Raw genomic sequence first — 16,377 nt, 5'->3', positions numbered from 1 at the left:
CGTCACCTCCTTCAAGCCGTTCAGGGTCTAACTGCCCCGTAACCCGCTCCGACTACGCATACGCTGGCCACACCATTACGGAGACCCCGGAGATTACGGTGCAATTCCACGACTCGATGATCAGCCTCGTCGGCAACACCCCGCTGGTGAAGCTCAACAGCGTCACAGCGGGTATTCAGGCGACCGTTCTGGCCAAGGTCGAGTACTTCAACCCCGGAGGCTCGGTCAAGGACCGGATCGCCCTGCGGATGATCGAGGCGGCCGAGCAGAGCGGTGAGCTCAAGCCCGGCGGAACCATCGTCGAGCCCACGTCCGGCAACACCGGCGTCGGCCTGGCGATCGTGGCGCAGACGAAGGGCTACAAGTGCATCTTCGTCTGCCCCGACAAGGTGTCCCTCGACAAGATCAACGTACTGCGCGCCTACGGCGCCGAGGTGGTCGTCTGCCCCACCGCGGTCGACCCCGAGCACCCGGACTCGTACTACAACGTCTCGGACCGCCTGGTCCGTGAGACGCCCGGCGCCTGGAAGCCCGACCAGTACTCCAACCCGAACAACCCGCGCTCCCACTACGAGACCACCGGTCCCGAGCTCTGGGAGCAGACGGAGGGGAAGATCACCCACTTCGTCGCGGGCGTCGGCACCGGCGGCACGATCTCCGGCACCGGCAACTACCTCAAGGAGGCCAGCGGCGGCTCCGTGAAGGTCATCGGCGCCGACCCGGAGGGCTCGGTCTACTCGGGCGGCTCGGGCCGTCCGTACCTGGTCGAGGGCGTCGGCGAGGACTTCTGGCCGACCGCGTACGACCGGAACGTCACGGACCGGATCGTCGCCGTGTCCGACAAGGACTCGTTCCAGATGACCCGCCGCCTCGCCAAGGAGGAGGGCCTCCTCGTCGGCGGTTCCTGCGGCATGGCCGTCGTCGCCGCGCTGGAGGTCGCCAAGGAGCTCGGCCCGGACGACGTCGTCGTCGTCCTGCTGCCGGACTCCGGCCGCGGCTACATGTCGAAGATCTTCAGCGACGAGTGGATGGCCGACTACGGCTTCCTGGAGGACACCTCCACGGCCACCGTCGCCGACGTCCTGCGCCACAAGGAGGGCGGCACCATGCCCTCCCTGGTCCACATGCACCCGGACGAGACCGTCGGCCAGGCCATCGAGGTGCTCCGCGAGTACGGCGTCTCCCAGATGCCCATCGTGAAGCCCGGCGCCGGCCACCCCGACGTGATGGCCGCCGAGGTCGTCGGCTCGGTCGTCGAGCGCGAGCTGCTCGACGCGCTCTTCAAGCAGCGCGCCTCCCTGGAGGACCCGCTGGAGCGCCACATGAGCGCGCCGCTGCCGCAGGTCGGCTCCGGTGAGCCGGTCGCCGACCTGATGTCCGTCCTCGGCGAGGCCGCCGACGCGGCGATCGTCCTGGTCGAGGGCAAGCCGACCGGTGTCGTCAGCCGCCAGGACCTGCTGGCCTTCCTGGCCAACGGCGGCGCGAAGTAGTTCCCCGGGCCGTAGCGGTGGGTGCTGCGGGCGCGTTCGCGCAATCGGTACGAGCGCGACACGTACGCGCAGCACCCGCTTAACACGCGTCCGGCACATTGGTGGTTGTCGGCGTCACGGACTTCCGGAGCGGCTCCCGGACTCCTGACGACGCCGCGGACGCGGAGGCCGGCCCTGACCCGGGCCCGTGTCCTCGCGGGGACCGCCGTCGTCCCGCCCCCCGTTTCGGGGGTGCGGCGGTCCCCGCGCCGACCTCTTCCGGCTCGGCCGGGCTTTCCCGGCGGGCGCCCCGGCGCGATGCCCCGCCGGGCCGCCCGCGTGTGACCGTCCGCCGCGCCCGCGTGTGACCCTCCACCGAGCCCCCCCGGGCGTGATCCTCCGCCGGGCCTCCCGCTCACGATTCCCGCCGGCTTCCCCTTCGCGCTTCTCTCCCGACCACCCGCTGCATATCCTTATGCAGAGCCCTTCGTGGGTGAATAGGCGAGAGAGAGGGGCGGCGGCATGAGCGACAGCCCGGCCGGTCGGCTGCAGGCGCTCTTCGAGGGGCACCGGCTGACGCCGACCCAGCGGCGGATCGCGCACTGCATGGTGCGGCGCGCCGGTGACGTGCCCTTCCTGTCCAGCGTCGAGCTCGCCGAGCTCGCCGGGGTCAGCCAGCCCTCCGTCACCCGCTTCGCCGTCGCCCTCGGCTTCGACGGGTATCCGGCGCTCCGCCGCCATCTGCGCGAGGTCGCGCCCCCCGAGCCCGGTGCGGCCGAGGGGGAGGACGAGGCGCTCAACGAGTACCAGCAGGCCGTCCTCGCCGAGATCGAGAACCTCCGGCACCTCGCCGGACTGCTCGCCGACCCCGCGCCCGTCGAGCGGGCCGGCCGGCTGCTCGCGGGCTCCCGGCCGCTGCCCGTGCTCGGTCTGCGGGCCGCCTCCTCGCAGGCGCGTGGCTTCGCCTACTTCGCCGCCAAGGTGCACCCGGACGTCCGGCTCCTCGACGAGGCCGGCTCCATGCTCACGGACCGCGTCGACGCCGCCGTACGCGCCGGGGCCACGGCCCTGCTGTGCTTCGCGCTGCCCCGGCACCCGCGGGAGGTCGTCGAGGCACTGGAGTACGCGCGGGCGGCCGGGCTCACGGTCGTGACCGTCGCCGAGTCGGCGTTCGCGCCCGTCGCCGCCCACAGCGACCTGCTCATCCCGGCCGCCGTCGGCACCGGGCTCGCCTTCGACACCGCCTGTGCGCCGATGATGCTCGGCCGGGTCCTCCTGGAGGCCATGGCCGACGAACTCCCGGACGCGCAGGCGCGTCTGGAGGAGTTCGACACGAAGGCGGCGGCGCGGGGCCTGTTCGTCGAATAGACCCCCGCCGGCTCCCGCCCGTACAGGCCGGGTCAGACCTCCAGGTCGGTCTCGACCTTCTTCAGCTGGTGGCGGGCCATCGCCAGGTTCGCCCGGTCCTTGTCCAGCGCGAGGTACAGGAACAGGCCGTTCTTGCCCTGGCCCTTGAGCAGCCGGATCAGGTGGTACTGCCGGCCGAGGGTGATCAGGATGTCCTCGATCTCGTCGCCGAGGCCGAGCATCTCCATCGTGCGGACCTTGGCCCGGACGACGTCGGTGTTGCCGGCAGCGGCCATGTTGAGGTCGAGGTCCTTGCCCCCGCCGATCGTGCCGAGTGCCATGCCGCTCGTGTAGTCGACGAGGGCCGCGCCGAGGGCGCCTTCGATGGAGGCCGCTTCCTTGAGGGAGGTCTCGGTGTTCGCCATGGGTGTCGCACTTCCTTCTCGTGTACGTGTCTTCTGCGTGATGCTCGTTCTGCGTGATGCTTGTTCTGCGTGGGGCTCGTTCTGCGTGGTGCGGTGCGTCAGTTCAGGTCTCTGCGCTCCAGCGCGCCGTCGACGAGTTCGCCTATCCGGACGCTGGACCTGCGGGCCTCCAGATGGAGCCGCCCGACGTTGATCCGGGGTTCGGCGAGCAGCGTCAGGACGGCCGAGCCGCCCGCCGCGTACGTCGCCACGTAGCCGTTCTCGCCGCGTACCAGCAGCTCCCGGAACCGGCCCTGGCCGGTGCTGTCGGTCAGCCGCTGGCCGACACCGAGCGCCGCCGCGGTCAGCGCGGCCACGCTCTCCGCCTCGCCGTCCACGGTGTCGTGGGCCAGGACGAGCCCGTCGGCGCTGGCCGCGAGCGCTCCGGTCAGCTGGGGCAGCCGGGCCCGCAGCCGTCTGAGCTCGCCGAGTACCTCGGCTTCTGCCGTCATGAGCTGTTTCCTTTCGGCGCGCAGGCGCAGGGCACGCCTCATCACAGGTGTGCCTCCAGGGCGTCACGGAGCCGGCGCAGCAGGGCGATGTCGGGATCGGCCACCGGCAGGGCCGGTAAGAGGGCAGGCAAGGGCGGTGGCAGCGGTTCGGGGGTGGGGTCGAGCGGCGTCTCGACGAGTCCGGCGGCCGCGAGCCGCCGGACGTCGAGGAGGGTGTGGAAGGCGGGGCGGCCGAGTACCAGGGCCAGCTCCGCCGGGGTCCGCCGCCCGTCGGCGGCGGCGAGCAGGGCCCGTTGGCGCGCCCCCACGGTCTGGCCGGGGGCGGCGGCGCGCGGCACGACGGGGGAGGTGTCCACGGCGGCGTACGGCCAGACGGCGTCGAGGAGTTCGCGGCGCCGTACCGTCTCGCGCTCCACGGCCTCGGCCGATACCGGCCGCACCGTCCCGAACCAGTGCCCGACCCCGTACCGGAAGCGGGTCGGCCCGCTGGTGGGGGAGAGGGCGAAGAAGGCCGCGTCGAAGACGGCGCCGAGGTGGCAGATCTCCAGCTCGCCGTCGTGGAGCCGGCCGCTGTCGACGAGGAAGCGGCCGACGGCACGGTGGGCCCCGGCCCGGTCGACGGCCTCGTCCCAGCCCTCGCGGGGCAGCCGTCCGCCGGTGGTGAGGAGGACGTCGACGCCGGGGGCGGCGGGGCTCTCGGCGTGCACGACGCGGCCGTCGACGAGGTAGAGCGTGCCGTGGTCGCGGAGCAGGGCGCCGGTGGCCTTCTCGGCGGCCAGCCGGACCAGCATCGGGGAGACGGGGGTGGCGACGGCGGTCGCTCCGGGCGCGCTCATCCCAGGACCAGCCGTTCGGCGAGGTCGCGGAGCCGTATGCGGGCGAGGGCGAGGTTGCCGGTGTCGCGGTCGAGCCAGAGGTGGAGGAAGACGCTGCTGTCGAAGGACGTCTCGACGAAGCGCAGGACGTGGTAGCCGGCGCGGGTGGTGACGATGAGGTCCTCTACGGGCGGTTCGTCGCCGGGGTCCTCGTCCGCGGCCGCGAACGAGTCGAACTCGGCGGCGGCGCGGGCGAGTTCGGCGGTCTCGGCGGCCGTCGTCTCATGGTCGCCGACCGGTGAGTCACCCGCCGTCCCGAGGGCGAGCCCGCTGGTCCAGTCGACCAGGGAGGCCCCGCGAGCGCCCGGCAGGGCCATGGCCTCCAGAAGGCACTCGTCGATTCCGGGCACGCGGATTCCCCTCCCGATGCGGCGTGCGAACGTGCGGCAGTGACGGTGACGTTACTCAACGCAGCGGCCTCAGGGGGGTGTTCTGGCATTTTCCATCGGAACATGCCAGCACCCGACGACAATCGGGCTCGGATGTGTGTCAGGTCGACCCTCAGGTCTTCGATTCCACCGCGTTCGCGATCTCGGACAGGTCCTTCGTGAGCGCCTTGGCGACCGCCTTCGCGCCGAAGCGGGTCATCAGCCGCCCCAGGAAGCCCTGTCGGCGGCCGCGGGAGGGCCGGGCGGAGAACGTCATCCGCAGGGTGGTCGCCCCGGTCCCGTCGGGGGTGAGGGTGATCTCGGAGACGTAGTGCATGCCGTGCGAGTCGGCGACCGTGACGTACCGGTCGGGCGGCTCGCACTCCGTCACCAGCATCTCCTCGGTGGCCTCCTTGCCCAGCATCCGCCGGGTCTCGCGCCAGCGGGTGCCCACGGCGAAGCCGCCCTCGGTGAGCACCTCGACCCGCTCGACGCCCGAGAGGACGCGGGGCATGTCCGGCAGGTCGGTGATCGACTCCCAGACCCGCCCGGGGGAGGCGTCGACCCGCCGCTCGACGACGACGGTCGTGGTGTTCGAGCCGGTTCCCGTTCCAGTCATGGCTTCATCGAAACCGCGACGCACGGCCCGCGCTACCCGACGAGGGCGTCCGCGTGCGCCCCGCCCGACTCGGCGACGATCTCCGCGAGCGTCTGGGGCTTCCGTACGGTCCTGAAGGTGACCACCCCGCCGCCGGCCCCGTCGCCGCTCCCGAGGCCGCCCGCGTCCCCGTCCCCGTTCTCCGTCACCGTGAAGCCGTGGATTCCCGGCCGGGGCAGGCTGTTGTACGCGTAGTGGTGGGCGAAGCAGTACGCGCCGGTGTCCGGGACGGCCACCACGTCGCCCTGGTGCAGCAGCGGCAGCGCCCGGCCGGTGGCGAGCAGGTCCCCGGCGAAGCAGGCGGGGCCCGCCACGTCCTGGACGGTGACTTCCCCGGTGCGGGGGCGGCCCTCGGAGTCGTAGGCGAGGACGCGCAGCGGCCAGGTGTCGGGGGCGTAGACCGTCCGGGTGGCCACCTGTACGCCCGCGTGGGTGACGGCGATGGGGCGGCCGCCGGAGCTCTTGGTGTACTCCACCCGGGCGAGGACCGTGCCGTGCTTGGCGAGCAGCGAGCGGCCGAACTCGGTCACCAGGCCGTAGCGGCCGTCGAAGAGCCCCGGGACGGTGTCGGCGAGCAGCCGGGCGTACTCCGCGTACGTCGGTGTCTCCTCGTCGGAGTGGAAGTTGACCGGCAGGCCGCCTCCGATGTCGAGGGTGTCGATCTGCTGCCGGCCGACCGCGCGGTTGATCTCCTCGGCGAGCGCGTACGCCTCCCCGACGCCTTCGGCCATCAGGGCGAGCGGGACGCCCTGGGAGCCGGTGTGGGTGTGCAGCCGGGTCAGCCAGGGCCGCTCCAGGTAGGCCTGGACGACGGCCTTGCGGGCGCCCTCGTCGCGGAGTGCCACGCCGAACTTGGAAGTGGCGGTCGCGGTCGAGAGGGCGCCGATGGAACCGGCTCCGACCTGCGGGTTCACCCGGAGCCCGAGCGGTGAGGCGGTGGGCGCGGAGGTGACGAGCGCGTCGAGCCTGGCCAGTTCCTGGAGGTTGTCGGCGTTGACGGCGATGCCGAGCGCGAGGGCCTGGCGCAGTTCGGCGGGGGTCTTGGCGGGGGAGTCGAGCACCGTGGCGGTGGGCGGGACCCCGGCGGCGCGCGCGAGGGCCAGCTCGCCGGGGCTCGCGACCTCGACGCCGAGCCCGGCCTCGTGCAGGAGGCGGAGCACGGGGACGAGCGGGGCGGCCTTGACGGCGAAGGCGTGCAGCACGGGCGCGTCGGTGACGGCGGCGAACGCGCTGGTCAGGGCGGCGGCGGAGGCGCGGATGCCGGCGGTGTCGAGGAGGGCGACGACCGGTTCGGCGGGGGAGAGGAGCCCTTGGTCGACGGCGGCGCGGACGGCGAGATCGCGGCGGGAGGAGGCCATGTGTCCATCCCATCACCGGGACGTGCGCCCCCGCAGCTGTTGACTACAACTATTCAAGCCGCCAGGATGTGAATATCTGAACGACATTCGAGGAGGCACCGCCATGTCAGGACCCCGCCCCGTACGGGCCCCGCGCGGTACGGAACTGAGCGCCCTGGGGTGGCAGCAGGAGGCCGCCCTCCGGATGCTCCAGAACAACCTCGACCCCGAGGTCGCCGAGCACCCCGACAAGCTCGTCGTCTACGGCGGCACCGGCAAGGCCGCCCGCGACTGGCGCTCCTTCGACGCCATGGTCCGCACGCTCCGGACGCTGAAGCAGGACGAGACGATGCTCGTCCAGTCCGGCCGCCCCGTCGGCGTCATGCAGACCCACGAGTGGGCCCCGCGCGTCCTCATCGCCAACTCCAACCTGGTGGGCGACTGGGCCAACTGGGAGGAGTTCCGGCGCCTGGAGCAGCTCGGCCTCACCATGTACGGCCAGATGACCGCCGGGTCCTGGATCTACATCGGCACCCAGGGCATCCTCCAGGGCACGTACGAGACCTTCGCCGCCGTCGCCGCGAAGAAGTTCAACGGCACCCTGGCCGGCACGATCACCCTCACCGCCGGCCTCGGCGGCATGGGCGGCGCCCAGCCCCTCGCCGTGACGATGAACGACGGCGTCGCGATCTGCGTCGACGTCGACCCGCGCGCCATCGAGCGCCGCATCGAGCACCGCTACCTGGACGTGAGGGCCGACAACCTCGCCCACGCCCTCCAGCTGGCCACCGAGGCCCGCGACGCCCGCCGTCCGCTCTCCATCGGCCTCCTCGGCAACGCCGCCGAGCTGCTCCCGCAGATGCTCGCCGAGGGCGCCCCGATCGACATCGTGACGGACCAGACCTCCGCCCACGACCCGCTGTCCTACCTCCCGGTCGGCGTCGCCTTCGACGACATGGCCGACGCCGCCGCGAAGGACCCGGCCGGCTTCACGGTGCGGGCCCGCGAGTCGATGGCCAAGCACGTCGAGGCCATGGTCGGCTTCATGGACGCCGGTGCCGAGGTCTTCGACTACGGCAACTCGATCCGCGGCGAGGCCCAGCTGGCCGGCTACGACCGCGCGTTCGCCTTCCCCGGCTTCGTCCCGGCGTACATCCGCCCGCTGTTCTGCGAGGGCAAGGGACCGTTCCGCTGGGCGGCCCTGTCCGGCGAGGCCTCGGACATCCACAAGACGGACAAGGCGATCCTCGACCTCTTCCCGGAGAACGAGTCCCTGCACCGCTGGATCAAGATGGCCGGCGAGCGCGTCCACTTCCAGGGCCTGCCCGCCCGCATCTGCTGGCTCGGCCAGGGCGAGCGCGACAAGGCCGGCGACATGTTCAACGACATGGTCGGCAACGGCACCCTCGCCGCGCCCCTCGCCATCGGCCGCGACCACCTCGACTGCGGCTCGGTGGCCTCCCCGTACCGCGAGACCGAGGCGATGCTCGACGGCTCCGACGCCATCGCCGACTGGCCGCTCCTCAACGCCATGGTGAACGTCGCCTCCGGCGCGTCCTGGGTCTCCATCCACCACGGCGGCGGCGTCGGCATGGGCCGCTCCATCCACGCCGGCCAGGTCTCGGTGGCCGACGGCACGAAGCTCGCGGGCGAGAAGATCCGCCGCGTCCTGACGAACGACCCCGGCATGGGCGTCATCCGGCACGTCGACGCGGGCTACGACATCGCGGAGCGGGTCGCCGACGAGCGCGGCGTCCGCGTCCCGATGCGCGAGGGCGACGACGCGTGAGCGCGAGCTTCGACGCCATGTGGCGGTCGCTGCGGCCCATCGGCCGCAGCGCCGCCTCCGGTGGCTACCGGCGCTACGCCTGGACCGAGGCCGACGCCGACTGCCGGCTCTGGTTCCGCATGCAGGCCGAGGCCCGCCGCATGGACGTCGAGACCGACCGCAACGGCAACCAGTGGGCCTGGCTCGGCGACCCCACGGCGGGGGACGCCGTCGTCACCGGCTCCCACCTGGACTCCGTCCCGGACGGTGGCGCCTTCGACGGCCCCCTCGGCGTCGTCTCCGCCTTCGCCGCCCTCGACGAACTCCGCTCGCGCGGCGTCTCGTTCAAGCGCCCGTTCGCCATCACCAACTTCGGCGACGAGGAGGGTGCCCGCTTCGGCCTCGCCTGTGTCGGCTCCCGCCTCACCGCAGGCCGGCTGACGAAGGAGCAGGCGTACGAGCTCCGCGACGCCTCCGGCATCAGCCTCCCGCAGGCCATGGAGGCCGCCGGGTACGACCCCGCGGCCATCGGCCCCGACCCCGAACGGCTCGCCCGCATCGGCGCGTTCGTCGAACTCCACGTCGAGCAGGGCCGCGCCCTCGACCTGTCCGGGGACTCCGTCGGCATCGCCTCCTCCATCTGGCCGCACGGCCGCTGGCGGTACGACTTCGCCGGCGAGGCCAACCACGCGGGCACCACCCGCCTGGTCGACCGCCGCGACCCGATGCTCACCTACGCGGAGACGGTCCTCGCCGCCCGCCGCGAGGCGGAGCTCGCGGGCGCCGTCGCCACCTTCGGCAAGATCGCGGTCGAGCCGAACGGCGTCAACGCCATCCCGTCCCTGGTCCGCGGCTGGCTCGACGCCCGCGCCGCCGACCAGGACGCGCTCGACACGGTCGTGACGGGCGTCGAGACGGCGGCCCGCGACTACGCCCAGCGGCACGGCATCGACCTCACGGTCGTCCGGGAGTCCTTCACCCCGGTCGTGGACTTCTCGCACGCCCTGCGCGACGAGCTGTCCCGGATCCTCGGCGACTCCGGAAAGGTCCCGGTCCTCGGCACCGGTGCCGGACACGACGCGGGAATCCTCTCCGAATCGATTCCGACCGCCATGCTGTTCGTACGGAACCCCACCGGCGTCTCGCACTCCCCGGCCGAGTTCGCGGCCGAGGACGACTGCGTGGCCGGGGTCCTCGCACTCGCCGACGTACTGGAGGAGCTGGCGTGCCGCTGACGACGTACTGGCTGGAGCACGCCTGGCTCGACACGAACGTCGAGCCGGGCGTGGCCCTCACCGTGTCCACCGGCGGCTCCGCCGCGGGCTCCCCGGACGGCCGCGTCACCGCCGTCCGCACCGGGGTCGACACCCCGCCGCCCGGCGCCGTCGTGCTGCGCGGCCTGACGATCCCGGGCCTCGCGAACGCCCACTCGCACGCCTTCCACCGCGCCCTGCGCGGCACGGTCCAGGTCGGCTCCGGCACGTTCTGGACCTGGCGCGAGGTCATGTACAACGTCGCCCAACGCCTCACCCCCGACAGCTACTTCGCCCTCGCCCGCGCCGTGTACGCGGAGATGGCGCTGGCCGGCGTCACGGCCGTCGGCGAGTTCCACTACCTGCACCACGCGCCCGGCGGCACCCCGTACGCCGACCCCAACGCCATGGGCGAGGCCCTGATCGCCGCCGCGGGCGAGGCGGGCATCCGCATCACCCTCCTCGACACCGCGTACCTCTCCGCCGGCTTCGGCGCCGCACCCGACCGGCACCAGCTCCGCTTCTCCGACGGCACGGCCGAGGCCTGGGCCGAGCGGGCGAGCGGCCTCAAGGAACGGGACGGCGTACGGATCGGGGCGGCGATCCACTCGGTCCGCGCGGTCCCCGCGGACCAGCTGTCCACGGTGGCCCGCTGGGCCCAGGACCGGCAGGCCCCCCTCCACGTCCACCTCTCGGAGCAGACCGCCGAGAACGACGCCTGCCTCGCGGCCCACGGCCGCACGCCCACCCAGCTCCTGGCCGACCACGGCGTGCTCGGCGCCCGGACGACGGGCGTCCACAACACCCACATGACGGACGCCGACATCGCCCTGATCGGCTCGACGTCCACCGGCACGTGCATGTGCCCCACGACGGAACGGGACCTGGCCGACGGCATCGGCCCGGCCGTCGCCCTCCAGCGGGCCGGCTCCCCGCTGTCCCTGGGCAGCGACAGCCACGCGGTGATCGACCTCCTGGAGGAGGCGCGCGCGATGGAACTGAACGAACGCCTCCGCACCCGCACCCGCGGCCACTGGACGGCGGCGGCCCTCCTGCGCGCGGCCACGGCGGACGGTCACGCGGCCCTCGGCTGGACCGACGCGGGCACCCTGAAGGCCGGCGCCCTCGCCGACTTCACGACGATCGCGCTCGACTCGGTCAGGACAGCGGGACCGGTACCGCGTCTGGCAGCCGAGACGGCGGTATTCGCAGCGTCGGCAGCGGACGTCCGGCACACGGTCGTGGGCGGACGTCACGTCGTACGGGACGGGGTCCACCAGACCGTGCCGGACGTGCCCCGCGCCCTCGCGGACTCGATCGCCGCACTGCGCGGCTGAAGCGCCTGAAGGAGACACCCCTCACCATGAACACGGGCCCCGCGGCGACGAACAACCCGATGGCGAGCTCCGCCCCCACGAGCGCGAACAGCGCCGTGGCGACGACCGCCACCGCCATCGTCAACATCGCCAGCCTCGTCACGAACGATCCCTCCCTCGGTGACAGCAGTGCCCTGGGTCTGATCCAGGACGCGGCCGTCGTCATCGACGGCGACCGCGTCGTCTGGGTCGGTGAATCCAGCAAAGCACCGGCCACTGACAACCGGGTCGACGCCGGTGGACGGGCGGTGATCCCCGGCTTCGTGGACTCCCACTCGCACCTCGTCTTCGCGGGCGACCGCACCGCCGAGTTCAACGCCCGCATGTCGGGCCAGCCCTACAAGGCCGGCGGCATCCGCACCACCGTCGCGGCGACCCGCGCGGCCACCGACGCCGAGCTCTCGGAGAACGTCGCCCGCTACCTCCGCGAGGCCCTCCGCCAGGGCACGACGACCTTCGAGACCAAGTCGGGCTACGGCCTCACGGTCGAGGACGAGGCCCGCGCGCTGCGCATCGCGGCCGAGCACACCGACGAGGTCACCTACCTCGGCGCGCACATCGTCTCCCCGGACTACGCCGACGACCCGGCCGCGTACGTGGACCTCGTGACGGGCGAGATGCTGGACGCGTGCGCCCCGTACGCCCGTTGGGTGGACGTCTTCTGCGAGAAGGGCGCCTTCGACGGCGACCAGGCGCGCGCGATCCTGACCGCCGGCAAGGCGAAGGGCCTGCACCCCCGGGTGCACGCGAACCAGCTGACGTACGGCCCCGGCGTCCAGCTCGCGGTGGAGCTGGACGCGGCCAGCGCGGACCACTGCACCCACCTGACGGACGCCGACGTGGACGCGCTCGCGAACGGATCGACGGTCGCGACCCTCCTCCCGGGCGCGGAGTTCTCCACCCGCGCCCAGTGGCCGGACGCGCGCCGCCTCCTGGACGCGGGCGTGACGGTCGCCCTGTCCACGGACTGCAACCCCGGCTCGTCCTTCACGTCCTCGGTCCCCTTCTGCATCGCCCTCGCGGTGCGGGACATGGGCATGACCCCGGACGAGGCGGTCTGGTCGGCCACGGCGGGCGGCGCGGCGGCCCTGCGCCGCACGGACGTCGGCCGGCTGACGCCGGGCGCCCGCGCGGACCTCACGTTCCTCGACGCCCCGTCCCACGTGCACCTGGCGTACCGACCGGGCGTCCCGCTGGTGACGGAGGTCTGGCGGGCGGGCGTACGCGTGGTCTGAGTGCGGGAGACCGCGATCGCTGAGTAGGGCTACTCATGTGGGCGGGCATCACCCGCCCGCATGATTCCCGCATGAGGAACGCGACCCGCTTCACGAAGATCGTCCTGGCCGCCGCGCTCGGCGGCATGGCCCTGTCCGCGTGCGGTACGGCGGACGCCACCACGGGCCGGGCCCAGGGGAAGGTGTCCGCCGCGACCGCCCCGGCGAAGCAGGAGCCGACGGCGACGCCCCCGACGCGGATGATCCCGCCGGAAGCCCTGGAGAAGCACCCCGACCCGGAGGTCAGGTCGCTGGCGCTGGAGACCCGCATCGCGAACACCTGCGCGCCGGGCAGCATGCCCGAGTTGCCGGCCCTGCCGGCGGTCGACGACCTCTCGGTGGGACCGGACCCGTACGCGACGGAGAGCCCCGAACCCGTTCCGCTCCCCACGGACCTCCCGGAACCGCCCCTCTCCGAGCGGGCGAGGCCCGAGCCGGCCGAGGAAGCACCCCTGTCCCCCCTCGGCACGTGCGTCGGGAACGCCCACGCCGAGCGCATCCGGAAGGCGTTCGACGGCGATGCCCCGGCCGGCTACGCGGAACTGCGCGAGCGGCTGATCGCCCTGCACTACCTTCCGGAAGGCATCCACCGGATGCCCGACCACGGGGGCAGGCCCCGGGTCCGGCTCGACCTCCGCCCCACGGGCGTGATCGAGAACCTGGCCGTGGACGTCACCACGACCGCCGCCGGGGTGACAGCGGACCCCTTCGGGCTCCCGGACACGCCGATCACCGACGTCACCAAGGTGAAGCGCGGGCCGAACGGCTCGTGACCCGGCCCGGGAAGGGAACGCTAGGCCCGGTGGCCCAGGACGTTGATCACCCGGCCGTCCGGGTCGCGGGTGAAGAAGCGGCGCACGCCCCAGGGTTCGTCGGTCAGGGGGTGGACGATCTCGGCGCCCGCCGCACGGAGCGTCGCGTACGCCGCGTCCACGTCGTCGACCTCCACGCTCAGGTCCGGGGTGACCGGGGCGGTCAGGTCGTGGGTCATCAGGCTGATCTGGGCCGTGGGGGCCGACGGGGAGGCGAGGGTGGTGATCCAGCCGTGGTCCATCACCGCCTCGAACCCGAGCAGCGCGTAGAAGTCGCGGTTCTCCCCGAGGGAGGCGGTGTGGAGGTTGGGCACCGCGCGGCGGATCGTCATCGGGGGCTCCCCTCCTCGGCGTGCCGGCGACGGTCGAGTTCCAAGGCGCCGGGCCGGGCGAGGAACCGGGCGGCTTCCTCGTGCCCGCGGACGGCGGTCGTCAGTGCTCCCATGACCGCACCCTAGCGAGCAGGGCTCAGCGGAACTCGTGAACCAGCTCGATCCCGCCCACGATGTGCGCGTTGAACTCGTCGAGCTCCTCGGCCGGCACCCACAGCTCCAGGATCGTCCGGCCGCCCGCCTGCCGGACCGGGTACCTGCGCAGGAACTCCGTGTCGACCTCGAAGCGCGTGACGAAGCCGGCGCCGTCGTGCTTGACGTTCCAGTCGCGCGCGATCATCACCGCGTACTCCTCGTCGAGGACCGGGTAGAAGATCGGCTGCTCCGGCAGCCGCGGCGGCCAGGCCCGCCACTCCAGCTCGCGCACGAGGTCCAGCTCGGCCGGGCCGGTGGGGCGCCACAGGGTCGTGGTCGGGCGGTGGGCGGCGGTCACGGGGGTTCACTCTCTCTCGCGGGGGACCGCGGACGCCGGTCCGCGGGGGCCCCGACGGTATCGACGGGGCCGGGCGGCGGGCCACCGGGTTTCGCCGGGCCCCAGGCCGCTCCCGGCGGCCAAGTCACCCAGGCCGCTCCCGGCGGCCGGGTCGCCCAGGCCGCTCCCGCGCCCCGCCGCCCCGCCGCTCAGGCCGCCGCCAGCTCCGTCACGAGTTCCGCCGCCGTGCCCAGCGCCGCCACCTCCCCCTCCGTCAGGTGCGGGTCCGCCGCGCGCCGTGCCCGGGCCGTGGCGATGTACGGCAGCACGGGGGCCGTCGCGGCCGAAAGCAGCGCGGCCAGGCCCGCCCGGGCGCCCGGGGCGTACGGGGCAGGGGAGACCGCCACCTCCGCGAGGATCAGCGCCGACATCGCGTGGTCCAGGCCCGGCGGGTGCCCCTCCTCGGCCGTCTCCCAGTCGATGACGACGGGCCCCCGGCCGGCCGTCAGGAGGACGTTGCCGGGGTGCAGGTCCAGATGCGCCGGCGGTGCCCCCGGCAGCGCGTGCAGCCTCGTGAGGAGCTCGGCGATCAGCGCGCCCGCCGGTTCCGGTTCGTACGTGCCGGACAGCAGGGCGTCCAGGAGGGACGGCCCCGTGAGGCGCTCCATCACCAGATCGGACCCCTCCGCGCGCAGCACCGCCGGGACCGGGTAGCCCTGCCGCGCCAGCCGCGTCATGACCTCGGCCTCCCGGGCCGTGCCGCCGCCGTCGCGGTTGCGCCGCAGCACCCACGCGTCGTCCCCCGGCAGCGCGTACACGTCCGCGGTCCTGCCCCACCCGATGATCTCCAACTCGTCCACCCCGCGAGCCTCTTGATCACCACGGATCCCCGTCATGTCCCCTCCTTCACGGGTTGGTCACGGAAAGCCCCAGTATCCCTGCCGCGGGTGACCACGGACCGGTAGCGTCCTGTCCTGGTAGTGCTCAGGGGGTAGACCGGGGGGTCGGCAAGTGAGTGCTGTGAGCGTCCGCGTCGTGCGGCCGGGGGAGCTGGGCGAGCGCGAGATCGAGGCCTGGCGGGAGCTGCGCGCCAAAGCCGGCGGGCCCGCGAATCCCTTCATGGAACCGGAGTTCACCCGCGCGGTCGCCGAGGTCCGCCCCGGCTCGCGGGTCGCCGTCTGGTGGGAGGACGGCGAGCCGGTCGGCTTCTTCCCGTACGAGAAGGGCCTGCTCGGCGGGGGCCGGGCCATCGGCTTCGGGGTCTCCGACAGCCAGGGAGCCGTCCTGCGCTCCGGACTGCGCCCGGGCGCCCGGGCGTTGCTGCGCGCCTGCGGTCTCGCCGTCTGGCGGTTCGACAACCTGGAGGACGGGCAGCCGGTCTTCGAGGGCGCCGCCACCGAGTCCTTCGCCTCGCCCGTGATCGACGTCGGCGAGGGGTACGCGGCCTACGAGGCCCTGCTCCGCGTCCAGTCGCCCAAGTTCCTCAGGACCACGCTCGCCAAGGAGCGCAAGCTCGGCCGCCAGGCGGACGGCGAGGTGCGCTTCGTCTTCGACGAGCGCGATCCGGCGGCCCTGCGCACCCTCATGGCGTGGAAGTCCGCCCAGTACCGCAGGACCGGTCGCGGCGACCGCTTCGCCCAGGAGTGGATCAGCGCGCTCGTCCGCCGCCTCCACGCGCTCCGCACGCCCGGCTGTTCCGGCGTCCTGTCCGTGCTGTACGTGGGGGAGCGCCCGATCGCCGCCCACTTCGGGCTGCGGTCCCGGACCGTGCTGTCCTGCTGGTTCCCGGCGTACGACCCCGAGTTCGCGAAGTACTCGCCCGGGCTCGTCCTCCATCTGCGGATGGCCGAGGCCGCGGCCGCCGCCGGGATCGGGATGCTGGACCTGGGGCGCGGCGCGGCCGAGTACAAGGACGCCTTGAAGACGGGGGAGTTGACGGTGCACGAGGGTGCCGTCGTCCGGCCGGGTGTGCTGGGCGCGGTGCACTGGCTGCGCCGGGAGCCCCCGCTGCGCGTGCACCGGTTCGTCCGCACCCGGCCGGCGCTCGCGGCCCGTGGGCGCGCCGTCCTCAACGGTCTCGCCCGCCTGCGGGGCCACCGTTAGCCCCACCGCCGAACGAG

General features: G+C 73.3%; 17 protein-coding genes. 8 read left to right on the top strand and 9 right to left on the bottom strand.

The window, feature by feature from the left end; all coding sequences use genetic code 11:
• The first annotated feature begins 98 nt into the window (after positions 1–98).
• Together ACIP8Z_RS34470 and ACIP8Z_RS34465 are read left to right on the top strand one after the other, a co-directional pair.
• On the top strand, positions 99–1,490 hold the full coding sequence (locus ACIP8Z_RS34470; protein WP_402090451.1) for a cystathionine beta-synthase: 1,392 nt from the start codon (positions 99–101) through the stop codon (positions 1,488–1,490).
• 501 nt (positions 1,491–1,991) lie between these two features.
• Positions 1,992–2,837 carry a MurR/RpiR family transcriptional regulator gene (locus ACIP8Z_RS34465; protein WP_319318990.1) on the top strand — a complete coding sequence of 282 codons (846 nt, stop codon included), beginning with the start codon at positions 1,992–1,994 and terminating at the stop codon, positions 2,835–2,837.
• Between the two features lie 32 nt (positions 2,838–2,869).
• On the opposite strand, the gene ACIP8Z_RS34460 is transcribed toward ACIP8Z_RS34465, so the two are convergent.
• From ACIP8Z_RS34460 to ACIP8Z_RS34435, 6 genes are all read right to left on the bottom strand, one after another.
• Positions 2,870–3,241, bottom strand: coding sequence for a hypothetical protein (locus ACIP8Z_RS34460; protein WP_402090449.1), 372 nt, complete (start codon positions 3,239–3,241; stop codon positions 2,870–2,872).
• Between the two features lie 98 nt (positions 3,242–3,339).
• Positions 3,340–3,732: a roadblock/LC7 domain-containing protein gene (locus ACIP8Z_RS34455; protein ID WP_030315243.1), complete on the bottom strand. Its 393-nt coding sequence runs from the start codon at positions 3,730–3,732 to the stop codon at positions 3,340–3,342.
• 41 nt (positions 3,733–3,773) lie between these two features.
• A complete protein-coding gene (locus tag ACIP8Z_RS34450) occupies positions 3,774–4,568 on the bottom strand; it encodes a transcriptional regulator (protein WP_402090447.1) in 795 nt (264 codons plus the stop codon).
• On the bottom strand, positions 4,565–4,957 hold the full coding sequence (locus ACIP8Z_RS34445) for a hypothetical protein (protein WP_402090445.1): 393 nt from the start codon (positions 4,955–4,957) through the stop codon (positions 4,565–4,567). Before ACIP8Z_RS34445 ends, ACIP8Z_RS34450 begins: the two co-directional genes overlap by 4 nt.
• Before the next feature lie 151 nt (positions 4,958–5,108).
• Positions 5,109–5,594 (bottom strand): SRPBCC family protein, encoded by a 486-nt coding sequence (locus ACIP8Z_RS34440; RefSeq protein WP_402090443.1) that lies wholly within the window; start codon positions 5,592–5,594, stop codon positions 5,109–5,111.
• Positions 5,595–5,626: 32 nt separating this feature from the next.
• Positions 5,627–6,991 carry a diaminopimelate decarboxylase gene (locus ACIP8Z_RS34435; RefSeq protein ID WP_402090441.1) on the bottom strand — a complete coding sequence of 455 codons (1,365 nt, stop codon included), beginning with the start codon at positions 6,989–6,991 and terminating at the stop codon, positions 5,627–5,629.
• 103 nt (positions 6,992–7,094) lie between these two features.
• Between ACIP8Z_RS34435 and hutU the strand changes: the two genes are divergently transcribed.
• From hutU to ACIP8Z_RS34410, 5 genes are all read left to right on the top strand, one after another.
• Positions 7,095–8,759, top strand: a complete 1,665-nt coding sequence (gene hutU, locus ACIP8Z_RS34430) for a urocanate hydratase (protein WP_055599403.1) — start codon at positions 7,095–7,097, stop codon at positions 8,757–8,759.
• Between the two features lie 17 nt (positions 8,760–8,776).
• Entirely contained in the window at positions 8,777–9,973 is a 1,197-nt protein-coding gene (locus tag ACIP8Z_RS34425) for an allantoate amidohydrolase (RefSeq protein WP_402090656.1), read from the top strand.
• On the top strand, positions 9,964–11,328 hold the full coding sequence (locus ACIP8Z_RS34420) for a formimidoylglutamate deiminase (protein ID WP_402090439.1): 1,365 nt from the start codon (positions 9,964–9,966) through the stop codon (positions 11,326–11,328). Before ACIP8Z_RS34425 ends, ACIP8Z_RS34420 begins: the two co-directional genes overlap by 10 nt.
• Before the next feature lie 59 nt (positions 11,329–11,387).
• The gene (gene hutI, locus ACIP8Z_RS34415; RefSeq protein WP_402090654.1) at positions 11,388–12,602 is read left to right on the top strand and encodes an imidazolonepropionase; all 1,215 of its coding nucleotides are present in this window, start codon (positions 11,388–11,390) and stop codon (positions 12,600–12,602) included.
• A 71-nt stretch (positions 12,603–12,673) separates the two neighbouring features.
• The gene (locus ACIP8Z_RS34410) at positions 12,674–13,414 is read left to right on the top strand and encodes a hypothetical protein (protein WP_402090437.1); all 741 of its coding nucleotides are present in this window, start codon (positions 12,674–12,676) and stop codon (positions 13,412–13,414) included.
• Positions 13,415–13,434: 20 nt separating this feature from the next.
• Here ACIP8Z_RS34410 and ACIP8Z_RS34405 read toward each other — a convergent pair whose 3' ends face one another.
• The 3 genes from ACIP8Z_RS34405 to ACIP8Z_RS34395 form a co-directional block, all read right to left on the bottom strand.
• The gene (locus ACIP8Z_RS34405) at positions 13,435–13,785 is read right to left on the bottom strand and encodes a VOC family protein (RefSeq protein ID WP_402090435.1); all 351 of its coding nucleotides are present in this window, start codon (positions 13,783–13,785) and stop codon (positions 13,435–13,437) included.
• 136 nt (positions 13,786–13,921) lie between these two features.
• On the bottom strand, positions 13,922–14,278 hold the full coding sequence (locus ACIP8Z_RS34400) for a hypothetical protein (RefSeq protein WP_402090433.1): 357 nt from the start codon (positions 14,276–14,278) through the stop codon (positions 13,922–13,924).
• 188 nt (positions 14,279–14,466) lie between these two features.
• Positions 14,467–15,153, bottom strand: coding sequence for a phosphotransferase (locus ACIP8Z_RS34395; protein ID WP_402090431.1), 687 nt, complete (start codon positions 15,151–15,153; stop codon positions 14,467–14,469).
• A gap of 124 nt (positions 15,154–15,277) precedes the next feature.
• Between ACIP8Z_RS34395 and ACIP8Z_RS34390 the strand changes: the two genes are divergently transcribed.
• Complete coding sequence (locus ACIP8Z_RS34390) at positions 15,278–16,360, top strand: GNAT family N-acetyltransferase (protein WP_402090652.1); 1,083 nt, start codon at positions 15,278–15,280, stop codon at positions 16,358–16,360.
• Positions 16,361–16,377 lie beyond the last annotated feature (17 nt).

The organism is Streptomyces sp. NPDC088553 (genome assembly GCF_044752965.1).
Classification (GTDB): Bacteria; Actinomycetota; Actinomycetes; order Streptomycetales; family Streptomycetaceae; genus Streptomyces.
This window is presented reverse-complemented; position numbering and strand designations above follow the sequence as displayed.

Bases quoted from the DNA above. Each gene is read 5' to 3' on its own strand.
- ACIP8Z_RS34465 (WP_319318990.1), top strand. From the start codon at position 1,992: ATGAGCGACAGCCCGGCCGGTCGGCTGCAGGCGCTCTTCGAGGGGCAC.
- ACIP8Z_RS34460 (WP_402090449.1), bottom strand. From the start codon at position 3,241: ATGGCGAACACCGAGACCTCCCTCAAGGAAGCGGCCTCCATCGAAGGC.
- ACIP8Z_RS34455 (WP_030315243.1), bottom strand. From the start codon at position 3,732: ATGACGGCAGAAGCCGAGGTACTCGGCGAGCTCAGACGGCTGCGGGCC.
- ACIP8Z_RS34450 (WP_402090447.1), bottom strand. From the start codon at position 4,568: ATGAGCGCGCCCGGAGCGACCGCCGTCGCCACCCCCGTCTCCCCGATG.
- ACIP8Z_RS34440 (WP_402090443.1), bottom strand. From the start codon at position 5,594: ATGACTGGAACGGGAACCGGCTCGAACACCACGACCGTCGTCGTCGAG.
- ACIP8Z_RS34435 (WP_402090441.1), bottom strand. From the start codon at position 6,991: ATGGCCTCCTCCCGCCGCGATCTCGCCGTCCGCGCCGCCGTCGACCAA.
- hutU (WP_055599403.1), top strand. From the start codon at position 7,095: ATGTCAGGACCCCGCCCCGTACGGGCCCCGCGCGGTACGGAACTGAGC.
- ACIP8Z_RS34425 (WP_402090656.1), top strand. From the start codon at position 8,777: ATGTGGCGGTCGCTGCGGCCCATCGGCCGCAGCGCCGCCTCCGGTGGC.
- hutI (WP_402090654.1), top strand. From the start codon at position 11,388: ATGGCGAGCTCCGCCCCCACGAGCGCGAACAGCGCCGTGGCGACGACC.
- ACIP8Z_RS34410 (WP_402090437.1), top strand. From the start codon at position 12,674: ATGAGGAACGCGACCCGCTTCACGAAGATCGTCCTGGCCGCCGCGCTC.
- ACIP8Z_RS34405 (WP_402090435.1), bottom strand. From the start codon at position 13,785: ATGACGATCCGCCGCGCGGTGCCCAACCTCCACACCGCCTCCCTCGGG.
- ACIP8Z_RS34395 (WP_402090431.1), bottom strand. From the start codon at position 15,153: ATGACGGGGATCCGTGGTGATCAAGAGGCTCGCGGGGTGGACGAGTTG.